General features: G+C 67.4%; 13 protein-coding genes and 1 riboswitch. Of the genes, 8 read left to right on the top strand and 5 right to left on the bottom strand.

Features of this window, described 5'->3' with window-relative positions; all coding sequences use genetic code 11:
- Window positions 1-79: 79 nt before the first annotated feature.
- Window positions 80-1600 carry an ABC transporter substrate-binding protein gene (locus C722_RS0108980; protein WP_017640191.1) on the bottom strand — a complete coding sequence of 507 codons (1521 nt, stop codon included), beginning with the start codon at window positions 1598-1600 and terminating at the stop codon, window positions 80-82.
- A gap of 171 nt (window positions 1601-1771) precedes the next feature.
- Between C722_RS0108980 and C722_RS0108975 the strand changes: the two genes are divergently transcribed.
- The 8 genes from C722_RS0108975 (at window position 1772) to atzF (ending at window position 12637) form a co-directional block, all read left to right on the top strand.
- Window positions 1772-2677, top strand: coding sequence for a LysR family transcriptional regulator (locus C722_RS0108975; protein WP_017640190.1), 906 nt, complete (start codon window positions 1772-1774; stop codon window positions 2675-2677).
- 178 nt (window positions 2678-2855) lie between these two features.
- A riboswitch (guanidine-I (ykkC/yxkD leader) is annotated at window positions 2856-2955 on the top strand.
- Between the two features lie 51 nt (window positions 2956-3006).
- Window positions 3007-4071: a putative urea ABC transporter substrate-binding protein gene (locus C722_RS0108970; protein WP_017640189.1), complete on the top strand. Its 1065-nt coding sequence runs from the start codon at window positions 3007-3009 to the stop codon at window positions 4069-4071.
- A 23-nt stretch (window positions 4072-4094) separates the two neighbouring features.
- Window positions 4095-4907, top strand: coding sequence for an ABC transporter permease (locus C722_RS0108965; protein WP_017640188.1), 813 nt, complete (start codon window positions 4095-4097; stop codon window positions 4905-4907).
- A complete protein-coding gene (locus tag C722_RS0108960; RefSeq protein WP_017640187.1) occupies window positions 4907-5665 on the top strand; it encodes an ABC transporter ATP-binding protein in 759 nt (252 codons plus the stop codon). Before C722_RS0108965 ends, C722_RS0108960 begins: the two co-directional genes overlap by 1 nt.
- An 11-nt stretch (window positions 5666-5676) precedes the next feature.
- A complete protein-coding gene (locus C722_RS0108955; RefSeq protein WP_017640186.1) occupies window positions 5677-6387 on the top strand; it encodes an urea amidolyase associated protein UAAP1 in 711 nt (236 codons plus the stop codon).
- A 9-nt stretch (window positions 6388-6396) separates the two neighbouring features.
- Window positions 6397-7032, top strand: coding sequence for an urea amidolyase associated protein UAAP2 (locus C722_RS0108950; RefSeq protein ID WP_017640185.1), 636 nt, complete (start codon window positions 6397-6399; stop codon window positions 7030-7032).
- 191 nt (window positions 7033-7223) lie between these two features.
- Entirely contained in the window at window positions 7224-10823 is a 3600-nt protein-coding gene (uca, locus tag C722_RS0108940) for an urea carboxylase (RefSeq protein WP_017640183.1), read from the top strand.
- A gap of 11 nt (window positions 10824-10834) precedes the next feature.
- Window positions 10835-12637: an allophanate hydrolase gene (gene atzF, locus C722_RS0108935; protein ID WP_017640182.1), complete on the top strand. Its 1803-nt coding sequence runs from the start codon at window positions 10835-10837 to the stop codon at window positions 12635-12637.
- A 53-nt stretch (window positions 12638-12690) separates the two neighbouring features.
- On the opposite strand, the gene C722_RS0108930 is transcribed toward atzF, so the two are convergent.
- Genes C722_RS0108930 through fmdA form a run of 4 tightly spaced genes read right to left on the bottom strand, consistent with a single transcriptional unit; the run spans window position 12691 to window position 16453 of the window.
- Window positions 12691-13725 (bottom strand): AAA family ATPase, encoded by a 1035-nt coding sequence (locus C722_RS0108930; RefSeq protein WP_017640181.1) that lies wholly within the window; start codon window positions 13723-13725, stop codon window positions 12691-12693.
- 24 nt (window positions 13726-13749) lie between these two features.
- Window positions 13750-14793, bottom strand: a complete 1044-nt coding sequence (locus C722_RS0108925) for an aliphatic amidase (protein ID WP_017640180.1) — start codon at window positions 14791-14793, stop codon at window positions 13750-13752.
- 33 nt (window positions 14794-14826) lie between these two features.
- Window positions 14827-15174: a zinc ribbon domain-containing protein gene (locus tag C722_RS0108920; protein WP_017640179.1), complete on the bottom strand. Its 348-nt coding sequence runs from the start codon at window positions 15172-15174 to the stop codon at window positions 14827-14829.
- A gap of 49 nt (window positions 15175-15223) precedes the next feature.
- On the bottom strand, window positions 15224-16453 hold the full coding sequence (fmdA, locus tag C722_RS0108915; RefSeq protein ID WP_017640178.1) for a formamidase: 1230 nt from the start codon (window positions 16451-16453) through the stop codon (window positions 15224-15226).
- Window positions 16454-16551 lie beyond the last annotated feature (98 nt).

Genomic DNA, 16551 nt, shown 5'->3' with positions numbered 1-16551 from the left:
CTTTTCGCCTTGTTTGGCTCTAGCTCGCGAGCTCCTGAACAGGTTCTGAAGGCGCCCCCCGTGGGGGCGCCGGGACGGATCAGTTCCAGTGGGCCAGGGCGAAGCGCGGCAACTCGTCCGGATAGGGCTGGAAGGCCAGGTCCGAGGTGAAGGCGTAGTTGATGGAATAATTGAACACCGGTGCCCAGTAGGCCTGCTCGGCGATCCGCTGCAGCGCCTTGCGGTAGTTCTCCTTGCGCACGGCCGGGTCCATGGCGGTGTCGGCCACCTTGAGCCAGTCGATCACCTGGGGATCCTTGGCCACGTCGTCGGCATTGCCCTTGAAGTAGACGCCGGTGGCCGCCGAAGCATCGGCGATGGAGAAGGAACCCCAGGCCAGAAAGGCCATGGGCACCTTGCCGGCGCGCTGCTGGTCACGCAGGGCGGCGTATTTCAGATAGCGCAGCTTGGCGTCGATGCCCACCGCACGCAGGTCCCCGATCAGCGCCTCGACCACGTCGCGGTCGCGGTAGGCGAAGATCTCGGTGCTGAAGCCATTGGGATAGCCGGCGGCCTTGAGCAGGGCCTTGGCCTTCGCCGGGTCGTAGGGGTAGCCCGGTAACGCCTTGGCGTCGCAACCGAATTGCTCCGGATAGCACGCCACCTGCAGCGGCTGGCTGCCGCCCCCCATGAGCTGACTGGCGATGGCTTTACGGTTGATCGCGTAATTGATCGCCTGGCGCACCTCTGCCTTGGCAAAGGGTGAATCCGGGCTGGAGGCGCCCTGGGCATCCATGCTGAGGAAGCCGATCCTCATGCTGGCGCCGCTCTCCACGGTGAGATTGGGCGCGGCCTTGAGTTGCTCGGCCTGGTCCGGCGCCACGCGCCAGGCCCAGTCGATGCCGCCGGTCATGAGTTCGGCGAGTCGGGTCTCGGCGTCGGGAATCACCCGGAACTGGATATGGCCGATGCGTGGCTGCCCCTGGGGGCTGTCCTTGAAATAGTCGGGATTGCGCTCCAGCGTGACCCCCTGGCCGCTGGTGACCGCGACGATGCGATAGGGCCCGGTACCCACCGGCTTCTGCGCGAAGCCCGCCAAGCCCACCTTCTGGAAATACTTGCCGGGATAGATGGGCAAGGGATTGGCCAGGTATTCCAGCGCGGCTGGAAATGGCTGCTTGAGGTGCAGGCGGACCTTGTACTCGCCCAGCTTCTCGGCGCTCTTGATCCAGTTGACGTTCTGCTGGGTGACCACCTTGCCCTCGGGCGAGGCTACGTAATTGAAGGTGAAGACCACGTCATCGGCGGTGAAGGGATCGCCGTTGTGGAAGGTCACGCCCTGGCGCAGATCGAAGTCGAGGGTCAGCGGATCGACCTGCTGCCAGTGGGTGGCCAGCATCGGCTTGTATTCGCCGGTCTGGGGGTCGCGGTAGATCAGGGTGTCCCAGGCCAGGTGGGCGAGGATGACGCCTTCACGGGCATCGTTGTGATAGGGGCTGACGTTTTCGGGTTCGGTGTCGGAGGCGTAGACCAGGGTGTCGTTGGCCTTGCCGGCGAAGGCCTGGCCCTGGGCCAGGAAGAGGGAAAACGCGATGCCACAAGCGAAACCTTTGAGTCCCATGCCGTCTGTCTCCGGGGCGGTGGTTGATCAAAGGCAGGTCCGCGAAGCGCGGGGAAGGAGTTCTTGCTGAAGCCTGTTATTGGTCTCTTGACCCGACTCTAGGTCTTGCCATCCCATGCCACAAGCAGAATATTTAGATGCGAGCCATGCCTTTTCGGCAAAGGAGACCCCATGCAGCCCTACGGAATCCAGTCCACCGCCCTGCGCTATTTCCTCGAGGTGGTGCGTTGCGGCTCCATCAGCGAAGCCTCCCAACGGCTCAATGTCGCGGCCAGTGCCGTGAGTCGCCAGATCGCCAAACTGGAACGCGAACTGGAGACACCGCTGCTCGAACGTCGCGCTCGCGGGGTGGTGCCCAGCGCCGCCGGCGAGCGTCTGGCGGTGCATGCGCGCAAGGCGCAGCTGGCCAGCGAGCAGGTGGCGGCCGAACTGCGCGGCCTGGCCGACCTGCGCCTCGGCCAGGTGCGTCTGGCCACCACCGAAGGCTTTTCGCTGGACTTCCTGCCCGAGGTCATCGTTGCCTTTCGCCAGGGCTATGCCGGTATCCACTTTTCCCTGGAGGTCTGCGCGCCGGCGGCGGTCACGCGCCAGGTCCAGGAAGGCGATGCCGACCTGGGCCTCACCTTCAGCCTCAGGCCTGAGCCGGACATCAGCGTCGACGCCACCTTGAGTGGCGCCATCGAGGCGGTGGTGGCGCCCGAACATCCCCTCGCCGGCCGTACCGCGCTGACCCTGGCCGATCTACAGCCCTTTCCGCTGGCGCTGCCAATGCCCGATACCACGGTGCGGCAGCTGTTCGACATCTGCTGTGGCGTCCAGGGACTATCCTTCGAGCCGGTGCTGGTAAGCAACAACATGCAGGCGCTCTATCGCTTCGCCGCCTTGGGCGGCGGCGTGGCGCTCTCCAGCGAACTGAGCCTGCGCAGCCGGCTACGCGAAGGTCAGCTGCGGGCATTGCCGCTGCGGGATGACGGCCTTGCGGCGCGCCGGATCGAATTGCAGAGCATGGCAGGCCGCGAATTGCCGCCGGCGGTCAATGCCTTTCGCCACGCGCTCATCGAGGCGCTGGGGCGCTGAATCAAAGCGGTGCATTGCGCCGCTTCGAACGCACTGCGATGGGGCGGCGCGCGGGGTGCAGCCTCAATGTCCAGGCGAGCAATCCGCCTGGTACGGGACCTGGCGGTAACTGGCACGCATCTGGCAAAGGCCATAGGGTGCAGGAGCACCGGCCAGCCGGTTTGATGCACCACAATCTGCAATGGATGACTAGGGTTCCGACTCGCTCGTGCGGGTGTCTGGTCCGAGAGTCGTCGACCTCTGATGGGGTTACACGGCGGGACAAAAGCCCGGGAGACACAGCGCCAGTCGCGTGCTCCTGTCCCGTCGTCCATCCTATTGGAGGTCCCATGCGCCATCCCCTGCTCGCCTCGCTCGTTCTCGGTTGTTCCCTGCTGCTTGGTGCCACCGCTCAGGCGGCACCGCGTGACGACTTCAAGGTGTGCTGGACGATCTATGCCGGCTGGATGCCCTGGGGCGAAGCCCAGGCCCAGGGCATCATCGACAAGTGGGCCAAGAAATACGGCATCCACATCGAGGTCGTGCAGCTCAACGACTACGTCGAATCCATCAATCAATACACCACCGGCCAGTTCGACGGCTGCGCCATGACCAACATGGACGCCCTGACCATTCCGGCCGCCGGCGGCGTGGACAGCACGGCGCTGATCGTCAGCGACTACTCCAACGGCAACGACGGCGTGGTGATGAAGGGCAAAGGCAAGACCCTGGCCGACCTCAAGGGCCAGCAGGTTAACCTGGTGCAGTTCTCCGTCTCCCACTATTTGCTGGCGCGAGCGCTGCAGAACGTGGGGCTGAGCGAGAGGGACCTAACCACCGTCAACACCTCCGACGCCGACATGGTGGCCGCCTTCCAGACCGCCGACGTGCGCAGCGTGGTGACCTGGAATCCGTTGCTGGCCGAGATCAAGGCTCAGCCCGACACCACCGAGGTATTCGATTCCAGCAAGATTCCCGGCGAGATCCTCGACATGCTGGTGGTGAACACCGCCACGCTCAAGGACAACCCGGCCCTGGGCAAGGCCCTGACCGGTGCCTGGTTCGAGATGCTGGCGCTGATGCAATCCGGCGACGCCAAGGGCAAGGCGGCTCTGGAGGCCATGGCCAAGGCCTCGGGTACCGATCTCGCCGGCTTCCAGGCGCAACTGGACAAAACCCGGCTATTCGCCACGCCCGCCGAGGCCCTGGCCTTCGTCAAGGATCCCGCGCTGCCGACCACCATGCAGCGCATCGCCCACTTCTCCTTCGAACACGGCCTGCTGGGCCAGGGCGCACCCAGCGCCGAGGCCATCGGCATCGCCTATCCGGGCGGCAAGACCAGCGGGGACGCGGGCAATCTCAAGCTGCGCTTCGATCCGACCTTCGTACAGCTGGCCGCCGACGGCAAGCTCTGAGCCCCGCCGCGAGGACGACGCCCATGCGCTTCATCAATCGGCATCCCGATCGGGGCGGCCGGCTCCTGCTGGTCCTGCTGCCCTTCGCCCTGCTCGCCCTGCTCTATCTGGTGGGCTCGGCCACCCGGCTGGCAGAAAACCCCAACGACAAGCTGTTGCCCAGCGTGGCGCAGATGGCCGATGCGGTACAGCGCCTGGCCTTTACCGCCGACGTGCGTACCCGGGGTTATCCGTTCTGGCAGGACACCCTGGCCAGCCTGCAACGCCTGGGCCTGGGCCTGGGGATCGCCGCGCTGATCGCCCTGGTGGTGGGCATCGCCGCGGGCAGCCTGCCCCTGGTCGGCGCGCCGCTGTCGCCGCTGGTGACGGTGCTCTCGATGATCCCGCCGCTGGCGATCCTGCCGATTCTCTTCATCGTCTTCGGCCTGGGCGAACTGGCCAAGGTGATGCTGATCGTGGTGGGCGTCACCCCGGTGCTGATCCGCGAGCTGGACCAGCGCGCCCGGGAGCTGCCACGCGAACTGCTGATCAAGGCCCAGACCCTGGGCGCCAACAGCTGGACGGTGATCCTGCGCCTGGTGCTGCCGCAACTGCTGCCGCGCCTGCTCATCGCCCTGCGGCTGCAGCTGGGTGCCGCCTGGCTGTTTCTCATCGCCGCCGAGGCCATCGCCGCCACCGATGGCCTGGGCTATCGCATCTTCCTGGTGCGGCGCTATCTGGCCATGGACGTGATCCTGCCCTATGTCGCCTGGATCACCCTGCTGGCCTGGCTGCTGGACGCGGGCCTGCGCCTGCTGACGCGGCGCGCCTTTCCCTGGTACGGGGAGGGTCGCTGATGATCGAGGTCCGCAATCTCTGGCAGCGCTATGGCGAGCAGGTGGTGCTCGAAGGCCTCAATCTGCAGGTGCGCGAAGGCGAATTCTGCGCCCTGGTCGGTGCCTCCGGCTGCGGCAAGTCCACCTTCCTGCGCCTGCTGCTCGGCCAGGAGCGGCCCAGCCGCGGCGAGATCCGCATCGATGGTCAGCCGCTCTCGGCGGAACCGGATCCCGAGCGGGGCGTGGTCTTTCAGCGCTATTCGGTGTTTCCCCACCTGAGCGTGCTGGACAACGTCGCCCTGGGCCTGGAATTGCCCAGGTCCCCGCTGCTCGGCCGGCTGCTGGGCACGGCCAAGCGCCAGGCCCGGGAACAGGCCGCCGCCCTGCTCGAACGCGTCGGCCTGGGCCAGGCGCTGGGCAAGTACCCGGGGCAGCTGTCCGGCGGCATGCAGCAGCGCCTCGCCATCGCCCAGGCGCTGATCGCCCGGCCGCGCATCCTGCTCCTGGACGAGCCTTTCGGCGCCCTCGATCCCGGCATCCGCAAGGACATGCACGCCCTGCTGCTGGAGCTCTGGCACGAGCGCCCGCTCACCGTGTTCATGGTCACCCATGACCTGCACGAGGGCTTCAGCCTGGCCACCCGGGTGCTGGTGTTCGACAAGGTCCGCCAGGACCCGCAAGCCCCCGGCGCCTATGGCGCCCGCATCACCTACGACCTGCCCCTGACCGCCAAGACCCGGCCCGTGCATGCGGCTGGGACTCGGCCAGCCCTTACCTGACGAGATTGCCCATGACTGACGAACTGCTCTACCAGGAACGCGTCCCCGGCGGCGGCACCGCCTCCTTCATCCTGCGCCGCGGCCAGACCCTGCGGCTGACCGACGTGGAAGGCGGCGCCAATGTCAGCCTGCTGCTGTTCAATGCCGATGACCGCAGCGAGCGGTTGAACCTGCCCGATACTCTCAAGGGCCAGCACACCGCGCGTCTCACCGCCGGCCATTGCCTCTATTCCGACATGGGGCGGGTGCTGGCGGCCGTGGTGCGCGACACCTGCGGCTGGCACGACAGCTTTGGCGGCGTGGCCAATGCCGCCGAGGTGGCGGAGAAATACGGCGCGGGTCGCTATCAGGAGTTGCGCAACGGCTTCCACCGCAATGGCACCGACAACCTGCTGGTGGAACTGGCCAAGTGGGGCCTGGGCCTGGAAGACCTGCTGATGACCCTCAACCTGTTCAGCCGGGTGGACGTGGATGCCGCGGGCGCCTTTGCCTTCGTGCCCGGCAACTCCCGCGCCGGCGATCTGATCGAGCTGCATGCCCCCATGAACACCCTGGTGGTGCTGACCGCCCTGCAGCATCCGCTGGACCCGGACCCGGTCTATGCGCCGCGCCCGGTCGATCTCGCCCAGTTGCGCGCGGCGCCCGAGGTGGCCGAACGCTGCCGCACCTCGCGCCCGGAAAACGAGCGCGCCTTCCAGAACACCGCCCGCTACTTCCTCTGAGGCCCTGCCATGACCCTGATCGCCAGCACCAAACGCCCGGAAGATGCCAGCTACCGCGCCCTCCTGCCGGCCGGAGCGCCCTACCTCAAGGAGGTCAAGGCCGGCCAGACCCTGCGCATCCATGACCTGGAAGGCAACCAGGCGGTGGACACCCTCTTCTACGCCGCCGCCAACCCCCAGGAACGCTACGATCCCCAGCGCACCCTGAGACGCCAGGGCCGGGTCTATCTGTCGACCGGCAGCGTGCTCTATTCCAACCTGGGCAATCCCCTGCTGACCATCGTCGCCGACACCTGTGGCCGCCACGACACCCTGGGCGGCGCCTGCTCCCAGGAGAGCAACACGGTGCGCTACGCCCTGGATCGCCGGCAGATGCACAGCTGCCGTGACAACTTCCTCTGCGCCGGTGGCCATGACGGGCGCCTGGGCAAGCGCGACATCGGCGCCAACATCAACTTCTTCATGAACGTGCCGGTGACCGCGGACGGCGGCCTGACCTTCGCCGATGGCATCTCCGGCGCCGGCAAGTATGTGGAGTTGCGCGCCGAGACCAACGTCATCCTGCTTATTTCCAATTGCCCGCAACTCAACAACCCCTGCAACGGCTGGAACCCCACCCCGGCGGAGGTGCTGCTATGGGACTGACCCGCGCACGCCAGCTCTGGCAGTGGCTGCGACCGCGTCTCCATCGCCTCTGCGAAGTCCGCGCCGGGCGCTACAGCTACCGCGGCAAGCGCTAGACGCCGACTGACCTACCGCCCTCGCGCGGCCTCTTGGGGACGACCCCGAGAGCTTTTATCTGGCGGGACGGCCCGCCGCCTTCGAGGACGCCTCGAATGTTCACCACCCTGCTCATCGCCAACCGTGGCGCCATCAGCTGCCGCATCCAGCGCACCCTGCGCGACCTGGGCGTCGCCGCGGTCGCCGTCTACAGCGAAGCCGATCGCGCCAGCCGCCACGTCAGCGAGGCCGACCAGGCCTTCAGCCTGGGCGAAGGCGCTGCCGCGGCCACCTACCTGGACACCGCCAAGCTGCTCGAGGTCGCGCGCCAGAGCGGCGCCCAGGCCATTCACCCGGGTTATGGCTTCCTTTCCGAGAACGCCGCCTTCGCCGAAGCCTGCGAAGCGGCCGGCATCGCCTTCGTCGGCCCTACCCCCAAGCAACTGCGTACCTTTGGACTCAAGCACACGGCGCGGGCCCTGGCGCGCGCCCAGGGCGTGCCGCTACTGGAGGGCACCGAGCTGCTGGAGACCCCGGAGGCGGCCCTGGCGGCCGCGCAGGAGATCGGCTATCCGGTGATGCTCAAGAGCACTGCCGGCGGTGGCGGCATCGGCATGCGCGTGTGCCGCACGGACCCTGAACTCGCCGAGGGCTTCGACGCCGTGCGCCGGCTGGGTCAGAACAACTTCAGCGATGCCGGCGTCTTCCTGGAGAAATACATCGAGCGGGCGCGGCACCTGGAGGTGCAGGTGTTCGGCGATGGTCGGGGCGAGGTCCTGGCGCTGGGCGTGCGCGATTGCTCGGTACAGCGCCGCAACCAGAAGGTGCTGGAGGAAACCCCGGCGCCCAACCTGCCGGCCGGCATGGCCGAAGCGCTCTGTGCCGCCGCGCTGGAGCTGGCGCGCGCGGTGCGCTATCGCAGCGCCGGTACCGTGGAGTTCGTCTACGACAGCGCCGCCGACCGCTTCTACTTCCTTGAGGTGAACACCCGGCTGCAGGTCGAGCACGGCGTCACCGAGCAGGTCTGGGGCGTGGACCTGGTGCGCTGGATGATCGAACTGGCCGCCGGTGACCTGCCGCCGCTGGCCGAGCTGGCCAAGGAGCTTCGCCCCCAGGGCCATGCCATCCAGGCGCGACTCTATGCCGAAGACCCGGGCCGCGACTTCCAGCCCAGCCCCGGGCTGCTCACCCAGGTCGACTTTCCATCCGCTGATGGCCGGGCGCTGCGCCTGGACACCTGGGTCGAAGCCGGCTGCGAGATCCCCCCCTATTTCGATCCCCTAGTGGCCAAGGTTATCGCCTGGGCCCCGGACCGGGACTCGGCTCGGCAGCGCCTCGACCAGGCCCTGGCCGCAACCCGGCTTTATGGCGTGGAAACCAATGGCGACTACCTGCAGCAGATCCTCGCCGCCGCGCCCTTCGCCAGCGGCCAGCCCTGGACCCGCTGCCTGGAAGGCCTGACCTACCAGGCCACCACCCTGGAGGTGCTCAGTGCCGGCACCCAGACCACGGTGCAGGACGCCCCCGGACGCCTCGGCTACTGGTCGGTGGGCATTCCCCCTTCCGGCCCCATGGACGACCGCGCCCTGCGCCTGGGCAATCGCCTGCTCGGCAACGATGGCCGCGCGGCCGCCCTGGAAATCACCCTGGCCGGCCCCACCCTCAGGTTCAACACCGAGGCCGTGGTGGCGGTCACCGGCGCGGCGCTGCCGATCCTGCTGAATGACCAACCCCAGGCCATGGACAGCGTCTTTCGCGTCCCCGCGGGTGCCATCCTGCACCTGGGCGCCATCACCGGCGCCGGCGCCCGCAGCTATCTCTGCCTGAGAGGCGGCCTGGACCTGCCTGACTACCTGGGCAGTCGCAGCACCTTCACCCTCGGCCAGTTCGGCGGTCACGGTGGCCGCGCCCTGCGCGCCGGCGACGTGCTGCACCTGCACCCGCTGACCGACGCACGCGCGGAGGCCCGACTGCCCGCCGCCCTGACCACCCGGCTGCCCGAGACCCGCACCCTGCGCGTCATCTATGGGCCGCATGGTGCGCCGGACTATTTCAGCCCGGCCTATCTGGATCTCTTTCTCGCCACCGACTGGGAGGTGCACTTCAATTCCAGTCGTACCGGCGTGCGCCTGATCGGCCCCAAGCCGGAATGGACCCGCGAAGACGGCGGCGAGGCCGGTCTGCATCCCTCCAACATCCATGACAATCCCTACGCAGTCGGCGCCGTGGACTTCACCGGCGACATGCCGGTCATCCTCGGCCCCGACGGCCCCAGCCTGGGCGGCTTCGTCTGCCCGGTCACGGTGATCGAAGCCGACCTCTGGCAACTGGGCCAGCTCAAGGCCGGCGACCGGCTGCGCTTCCTGCCGGTGGACCTGGCGACCGCGCGGCGCCTGCAGCAGGCACGCCTGGCCGAGGAAAGCAGCTTGCAGCCGCAGGCGGAGATCGCCATTACGCCCGAGCGCGGCGATCCCGTGGTGCTGGATCTGGGCCAGGGCGCCGAGCGCCTGGTGGCGCGGCTTTCCGGGGATACCCATCTGCTGCTGGAGATCGGCCCACCGGAGCTGGACCTGGCCTTGCGCTTTCGCGGCCATGGGCTGATGCAGGCGCTGGCCGCGCTGGCGCTGCCCGGGCTGTGCGAGCTCACCCCCGGCATCCGCTCGCTGCAGGTGCACTACCAGCCCGAGGCCCTGCCCCTGGCCGAGTTGCTGGCGGCGGTCAGTCGCTGCTGGCAGGCGCTGGGCGATGCCCAGGACCTGCGGGTACCCTCGCGCATCGTCCATCTGCCGCTGTCCTGGGATGATCCGGCCTGCCGCCTGGCCATCGAGAAATACACCACCACGGTACGCAAGGACGCGCCCTGGTGCCCGAGCAACCTGGAGTTCATCCGCCGGGTGAATGACCTGGAGTCCCTGGAGGCGGTCAAGCGCATCGTCTTCGACGCCAGCTACCTGGTGATGGGCCTGGGCGATGTCTACCTCGGCGCCCCGGTGGCCACACCCCTGGATCCGCGGCACCGGCTGGTGACCACCAAGTACAACCCGGCGCGCACCTGGACCGCGGAAAACTCGGTGGGCATCGGCGGCGCCTATCTGTGCGTCTATGGCATGGAAGGTCCCGGCGGCTACCAGTTCGTCGGTCGCACCCTGCAGATGTGGAATCGCTACCGTGCCGTGGAAGCCTTCCACGGCCAGCCCTATCTGCTGCGCTTCTTCGATCAGATCCGCTTCCATGAGGTGTCGGCGGACGAGCTGCTGCGCATCCGCGCGGACTTCCCCCTGGGTCGCGTGCCGCTGCGCATCGAAGAGAGCGAATTGTCCCTGGCCGACTACCAGGCCTTCCTGGCACGCGAAGCCGAGGGCATTACCACCTTCCGCACGCGCCAGCAGAGCGCCTTCGCCGCCGAGCGGCAGCGCTGGATCGACTCCGGCCAGGCGCATTTCGACAGCCAGGAAGCCGCCGTCGAAGCCACCGAGGATGCCCCCCTCGCCAGCCACCAGCTGGCCCTGGAAAGCCCGGTGGCCGGCAATCTCTGGCAGGCCCAGGTGCAGCCGGGCGACCAGGTGGAAGCCGGCCAGCCGTTGCTGATCCTGGAATCCATGAAGATGGAAATCCCGTTGCTCGCGCCCTGCAGCGGCCGGATCCACGACCTGCAGGTTCAGCCCGGCTCGCCGATCCGCGCCGGCCAGCGCCTGCTGGTCATCGACAAGACGTGAAGGAAGCCACCATGACATTCGATCTGCGCCTCGACACCCTGAGCGCCGCCTATGCCGCCGGGACCCGGACCCCACGCACGCTCATCGCCGAACTGCGGGAGCAGGCCGCGGCCCTCAACCCCGAATACCACCTGTTCATCCACCTGCTGACCCCAGCCGAGCTGGAGCCCTATCTCGCCGCCTTGGACGCTCGCGATCCCGCCGAGCTGCCGCTCTATGGCATCCCCTTCGCCATCAAGGACAACATCGACCTCGCCGGCATCCCCACCACGGCGGCCTGCCCGGCCTATGCCTATGTGCCCGAGCGCTCGGCGACCCTGGTGGAACAGCTGGTCGCCCTGGGCGCCGTGCCGCTGGGCAAGTGCAATCTCGACCAGTTCGCCACCGGCCTCAACGGCACCCGTTCGCCCTACGGCGCCTGTCGCAACAGTGTTCACCCGGACTATCCTTCCGGCGGCTCCAGTGCCGGTTCGGCCCTGGCCGTGGCCCTGGGTGTCGCCAGCTTCGCCCTGGGCACCGATACCGCCGGTTCCGGGCGCGTGCCCGCGGGGCTGAACAACCTGGTGGGTCTCAAGGGCAGCAAGGGATTGCTGTCCACCGCCGGCGTGGTGCCCGCCTGCCAGACGCTGGACTGCGTGACCTTCTTTACCGCCACCGCCGCCGAAGCCAGCACGCTTCTGGCGCTCACCGCCCGCTTCGATCCGCGCGATCCCTACAGCCGCGCCAATCCACAGTGGAACGACGCCGGCGCCTTCGGCCGCCCGCGGCCCTTCCGCTTCGGCGTCCCGACCCAGCTGGAGTTCCTCGGCTGCCCGGAAAGCCCGGCGCTGTTCGCGGCGGCCAAGGCGCAGCTGGAAGCCCTGGGTGGCGAAGCCGTACCGTTGGATCTTGCGCCCTTCCTGGAAGCTGCACGCCTGCTCTATGAGGGTCCCTGGGTGGCCGAACGCTACAGCGTGGTTGGCGCCCTGATCGAGGCCGAGCCGGACGCCGTACTGCCGGTGATCCGCGCCGTGCTGGAAAAGGCGCCCGGCACCAAGGCGGTGGACGCCTTTCGCGCCGGCTACCGCCTGCAGGCGCTGAAAGCCCGGTGCGACGCCCTGCTCGCCGAACTGGACTGCGTGCTCACCCCCACCTATCCGCGCCCGGTGACCCTGTCGGAACTGGCCGCCGAACCGGTCGCCCGCAACGCCGACCTGGGTTACTACACCAACTTCATGAACCTGCTGGACTACGCCGCCGTGGCCGTGCCGGCGGGCGTCATGGCCAACGGACTGCCCTGGGGCGTGACGCTGTTCGGCCGGGTCTTCACCGACCAGTACCTGCTGAGCCTGGCCGCGGCCCTGCAGGAAGCCCAGGGCCTGGCGCTGGTCGGGGGCGCCCTGCCGCACGCCAGCCTGCCGGCGCGTCCCGCCCGCCATGACCGTGCCCGCCTGGTGGTCTGCGGTGCCCACCTGCAGGGGCTGCCCCTCAACGGCCAGTTGCTCGCCCGCGGTGCCCACCCCCTAGCCCTGACCCGGAGCGCGCCGCACTATCGCCTCCACGCCCTGGCCGGCGGCCCGCCGCTACGCCCAGGCATGGTCCGGGTCGCCGAAGACGGCGCCGCCATCGAGGTGGAGGTCTGGGAGCTGCCCAGCAGCGAACTGGGCAGCTTTCTCACCGGCATCCCCGCCCCGCTCGGCCTGGGCAAGGTGGAACTGGCCGATGGCAGCTGGGAAACCGGCTTCATCTGCGAGCCCTATGGCCTGGCGGGGGCCGAGGACATCACGGCGCATGGTGGGTGGCGGGCGTGGTTGGCGAGTCGCAGCGCCCACTAGCGTAATCCCAGGCTCGGGAATCTGGATCGGGTCCCGAGCCCCGTGGGAAGCCATCAGCCGGCGTCTACCTCGCGCACCACCAGACGCTCCCCCTCCTGAATCGCCAGCAACCGGACAGCCATCGGCTGCGCTAGCAGACAGTCGGCCACCGCTGGCTCCAATAGCCGGCGCAGCCGCCGGACCAGATCGCGAGCGCCGAAGCGGGGATCGTGATCACGGGTCAGGAAGGCCCTGGCGCTGTTGTGCAGCTCCAGGCTTTTTCCCCGGCGGCCCAGACGCTGATTGAGCTTGTCCAGCTCGATGGCGAGCAGCCCGGGTAGCCAGTCCTGATCGATGCGCTCGAACGCCAGGATCCGCTCGATACGATTAAGAAATTCCGGATCGAAATGCGCATGCAGCGTCTCTTCCAGGATAGGTTCAGGATCCGCCGACAGCTTGAGCCAGCGCCGCCAGCCACGCGCGAAGCGGGTACGCTGCTGCTGGACGGCGCGGGCACCCAGGTTGCTGGTCATGAAGATGAGGCTGTTGCGAAAATCCAGTCGCTTGCTGCCGGCGCTGAGCACCAGCTGGCCGCTGTCGAGTACATTCAACAGGGTACGGATGACCTGGCGATCGGCCTTTTCCAACTCGTCGAACAATACGATGCCAGGGCGGCCGTAACTACCGGCGATGGCCTCGGCATCGAACAGCGTGGTGCCTTCCTTGCTGCCCACATAGCCGGGCGGCGCGCCGGCCAGGGCTGCGGCGTAGTGCTCCTGGGCCAGGGTGTTCATGTCGATGCGACATAGGGCATCTGCCCGACCATGAATAGCCTGGGCCAGCAGGCGCACGATCTCGGTCTTGCCGACCCCGGTGGGGCCAAGGAACAGACTGACGCCCAGGGGTCTTTCCGGATCACCGATGTCGGCCTTGACCACCTTGAGCAGGGCTTCCACCTCATCGAGCACTCTGGCCTGACCAAGGATGCGCGCTCGCAGCAGGACCATGACCGCTGCCGGCTCGAACAGGAACCGGGAGGGTAAAGGCGCCTGCCCCTCGCATGCGAGCTGGCCACGGTTATGCTCGATCAGGTCATTGACGAAAGGCATGGCCCGCTCCTCGCGCCGCTGGCGCTAACCCAGCTGACGTTCCTGACCGGGATGCGGTAATTTCCCCACCGGGCAGTCCGCTACACCGAGGGTGGAGCGCGTCATCCGCTCGACGTCGGCCTGGGCCTTCTGCGCATCCAGGACCCAGGTGCGATAGAAGTCGAAGGGACAGTCGGCCACCCCCTTGTCGCCGTCGCCGGAGTTGTAGACACCGGTGTAGCCGCGGTGCAGCAGCTTGAACAGGTGGTTCTGCGACTGGTCGTTGGCGCGGGCATCGCGAATCTGCGAGATCGACAGCTGGGCGTACTGAATGCCCATCTCCTCCTCGCCGCACTCACCGAGGGTGCGGCCATCGAAACCGATCAGCGCCGAATGGCCGAAGTAGCTGTACACCCCGTCGAAGCCGGTGGCGTTGGCCACCGCCACATAGCAGTTGTTGGCCCAGGCCATGGTCTTGGCCATCAGCACCTGCTGCTCCTTGGCCGGATACATGTAGCCCTGGCAACGTACGATCAGCTCGGCACCCTTCATGGCGCAGTCGCGCCAGATTTCCGGGTAGTTGCCGTCATCGCAGATGATCAGGCTGATCTTCAAGCCTTTGGGCCCCTCGCTGACATAGGTGCGGTCACCGGGATACCAGCCCTCGATGGGGCACCAGGGAATGCACTTGCGGTACTTCTGCACGATCTCGCCATGGTCGTCGATCAGCACCAGGGTGTTGTAGGGCGCCTTGTGCGGGTGCTCCTCGTGGCGTTCGCCGGTGAGCGAAAAGATCCCCCAGGTTCTGGCCTCGCGGCAGGCGGCGGCGAAGATCGCCGTCTCCTCGCCGGGGATGGTCGCGGCGGTGGCCATCATCTCGTCCTTGTCGTACATGATGCCCATGGTGCTGTACTCGGGGAACACTACCAGATCCATGCCCGGCAGGCCGAGCTTCATGCCCTTGATCATCGCGGCGATCTGCTGGGCGTTGGCCAGCACCTCCGCCTTGCTGTGCAGGCGTGGCATCCGGTAGTTGACGACAGCAACGCCGACGGTATCGGGGCTGCTGGAAACATCGCCGTGGCGCATGGAGTGGCTCCTTCGAAAGGGCTGGACCGGGAATCAGTGGCTGATCATCCAGGGGCGGGTTGACGGACTGGTCTTCAGGCCATGGGGATTGGCCTTGCTGCGGGCCGCCGGCTTGCTTGGCGCGCAGCAGCTGCAACCGGCGCCATGACTGCGCTTGGCCTGGTATTCCTCAAGGGATTGGGGCGCGTGGCGCGAACGCTCATTGGTCTCCTGGGCGCGACGCGCCCCGCGCGCCAGGGTCGCCAGGCCAGGGGCACTGAGGATCACCCGGGGGCTGGGCGTAGCACAGACGGGACAGCTGCAGGGATCGTCGCGCTGGGCCATGGGCCGCAGCAGGGTGAAATCCCCGCAGTCGGGGCAGTCGTATTCGTAGATCGGCATGACGGGCTCCTGGCGGCGGGGGCGCGACCGGCGGCCGCACCCGGGCGGCTCACTTGTCGTAGGCGATGGGCATGTCGATGCTGCCGTCCAGGTAGCGGGTCGGTCCGGCGGCAGTGGGATTGATGTCGAATTCGAAGATGTCCGTCGGCAGCCAGAGGGTGGCGCAGGCGTTGGGAATGTCGACCACCCCGCTGATGTGGCCCTGCACCGGCGCCGAGCCCAGCAGCGAATAGCCCTGGGCGCCGCTGTAGCCGAATTTCTTCAGGTACTCGATGGCATTGAGGCAGGCCTGCTGGTACGCCAGGTTGACGTCCAGGTAGTGCTGCTTGCCGGCGTCATCCACCGAGATGCCTTCGAAGATCAGGAAGTTGTTGTAGGTGGGCACGATGGGGCTGGGCTTGAAGATGGGATTCTTGATGCCGTACTTGGCCATGCCACCCTTGATCAGCTCGACCTTCATATGCACCCAGCCGGCCATCTCGATGGCGCCGCAAAAGGTGATCTCACCGTCGCCCTGGCTGAAGTGCAGGTCGCCCACCGAAAGGCCCGCGCCCTCCACATAGACAGGGAAGAAGATCTTCGAGCCACGCGACAGGTCCTTGATGTCGCAGTTACCGCCATGCTCGCGCGGCGGTACGGTGCGTGCGCCGGTAGCGGCTGCCGCGTCGCGGGCCGCGCCGGTAAGCTTGCCCATGTGGGCGGTCGCGGCGAACGGCGGATTGGCCAGGGGCGGTACCCGGGTCGGGTTGCTGTCGATCAACTCCTGCTCGCGGGCATTCCAGTTGGCCAGCAACTTGGGGTCCGGCAGGCAGCCGATCAGTCCGGGGTGGATGAGCCCGGCGAAGCGTACGCCGGGGATGTGGCGACTCTTGGTGAACATGCCCTCGAAGTCCCAGATGGATTTCTGCGCCGAGGGAAAGTAATCGGTGAGAAAGCCGCCGCCGTTCTGCTTGGAAAAGAAGCCGTTGAAGCCCCACTGGGACTCGGCCTTGGCGCCGATGTCGAGCAGATCGACCACCAGCAGGTCGCCCGGCTCGGCGCCCTTCACCCCTACCGGGCCGGAAAGATAATGCACGGTCGACAGGTCGACATCGCGTACGTCGCTCGCATCGTCGTCGTTCTTGATCGCGCCACCGGTCCAGTCGTAGGTTTCCAGGATGAAGTCATCCCCCGGCTTGACCCAGCAGGCCATGGGGATGTCCGGATGCCAGCGGTTGTGGACGTTCTCGTTGTCGGTGGCGGCCTGGTTAAGGTCAACTTTGATCAGGGTGTCGGTCATCGCGCAGCTCCTGGCTGTTGGCGGTAGCGGGAGGGTTCCAGGTCAGTCTCGGGGCTGGGATTGGGGCTGCAAATACGTCGGATGACGTAGGCGCAAAC

Origin of the sequence: Pseudomonas sp. 313 (genome assembly GCF_000316965.1) — a bacterium.
Lineage (GTDB): Bacteria > Pseudomonadota > Gammaproteobacteria > Pseudomonadales > Pseudomonadaceae > Chryseomonas > Chryseomonas benzopyrenica.
The sequence above is the reverse complement of the archived record's forward strand: the minus strand, read 5'-3'. Positions and strand labels throughout refer to the sequence as shown.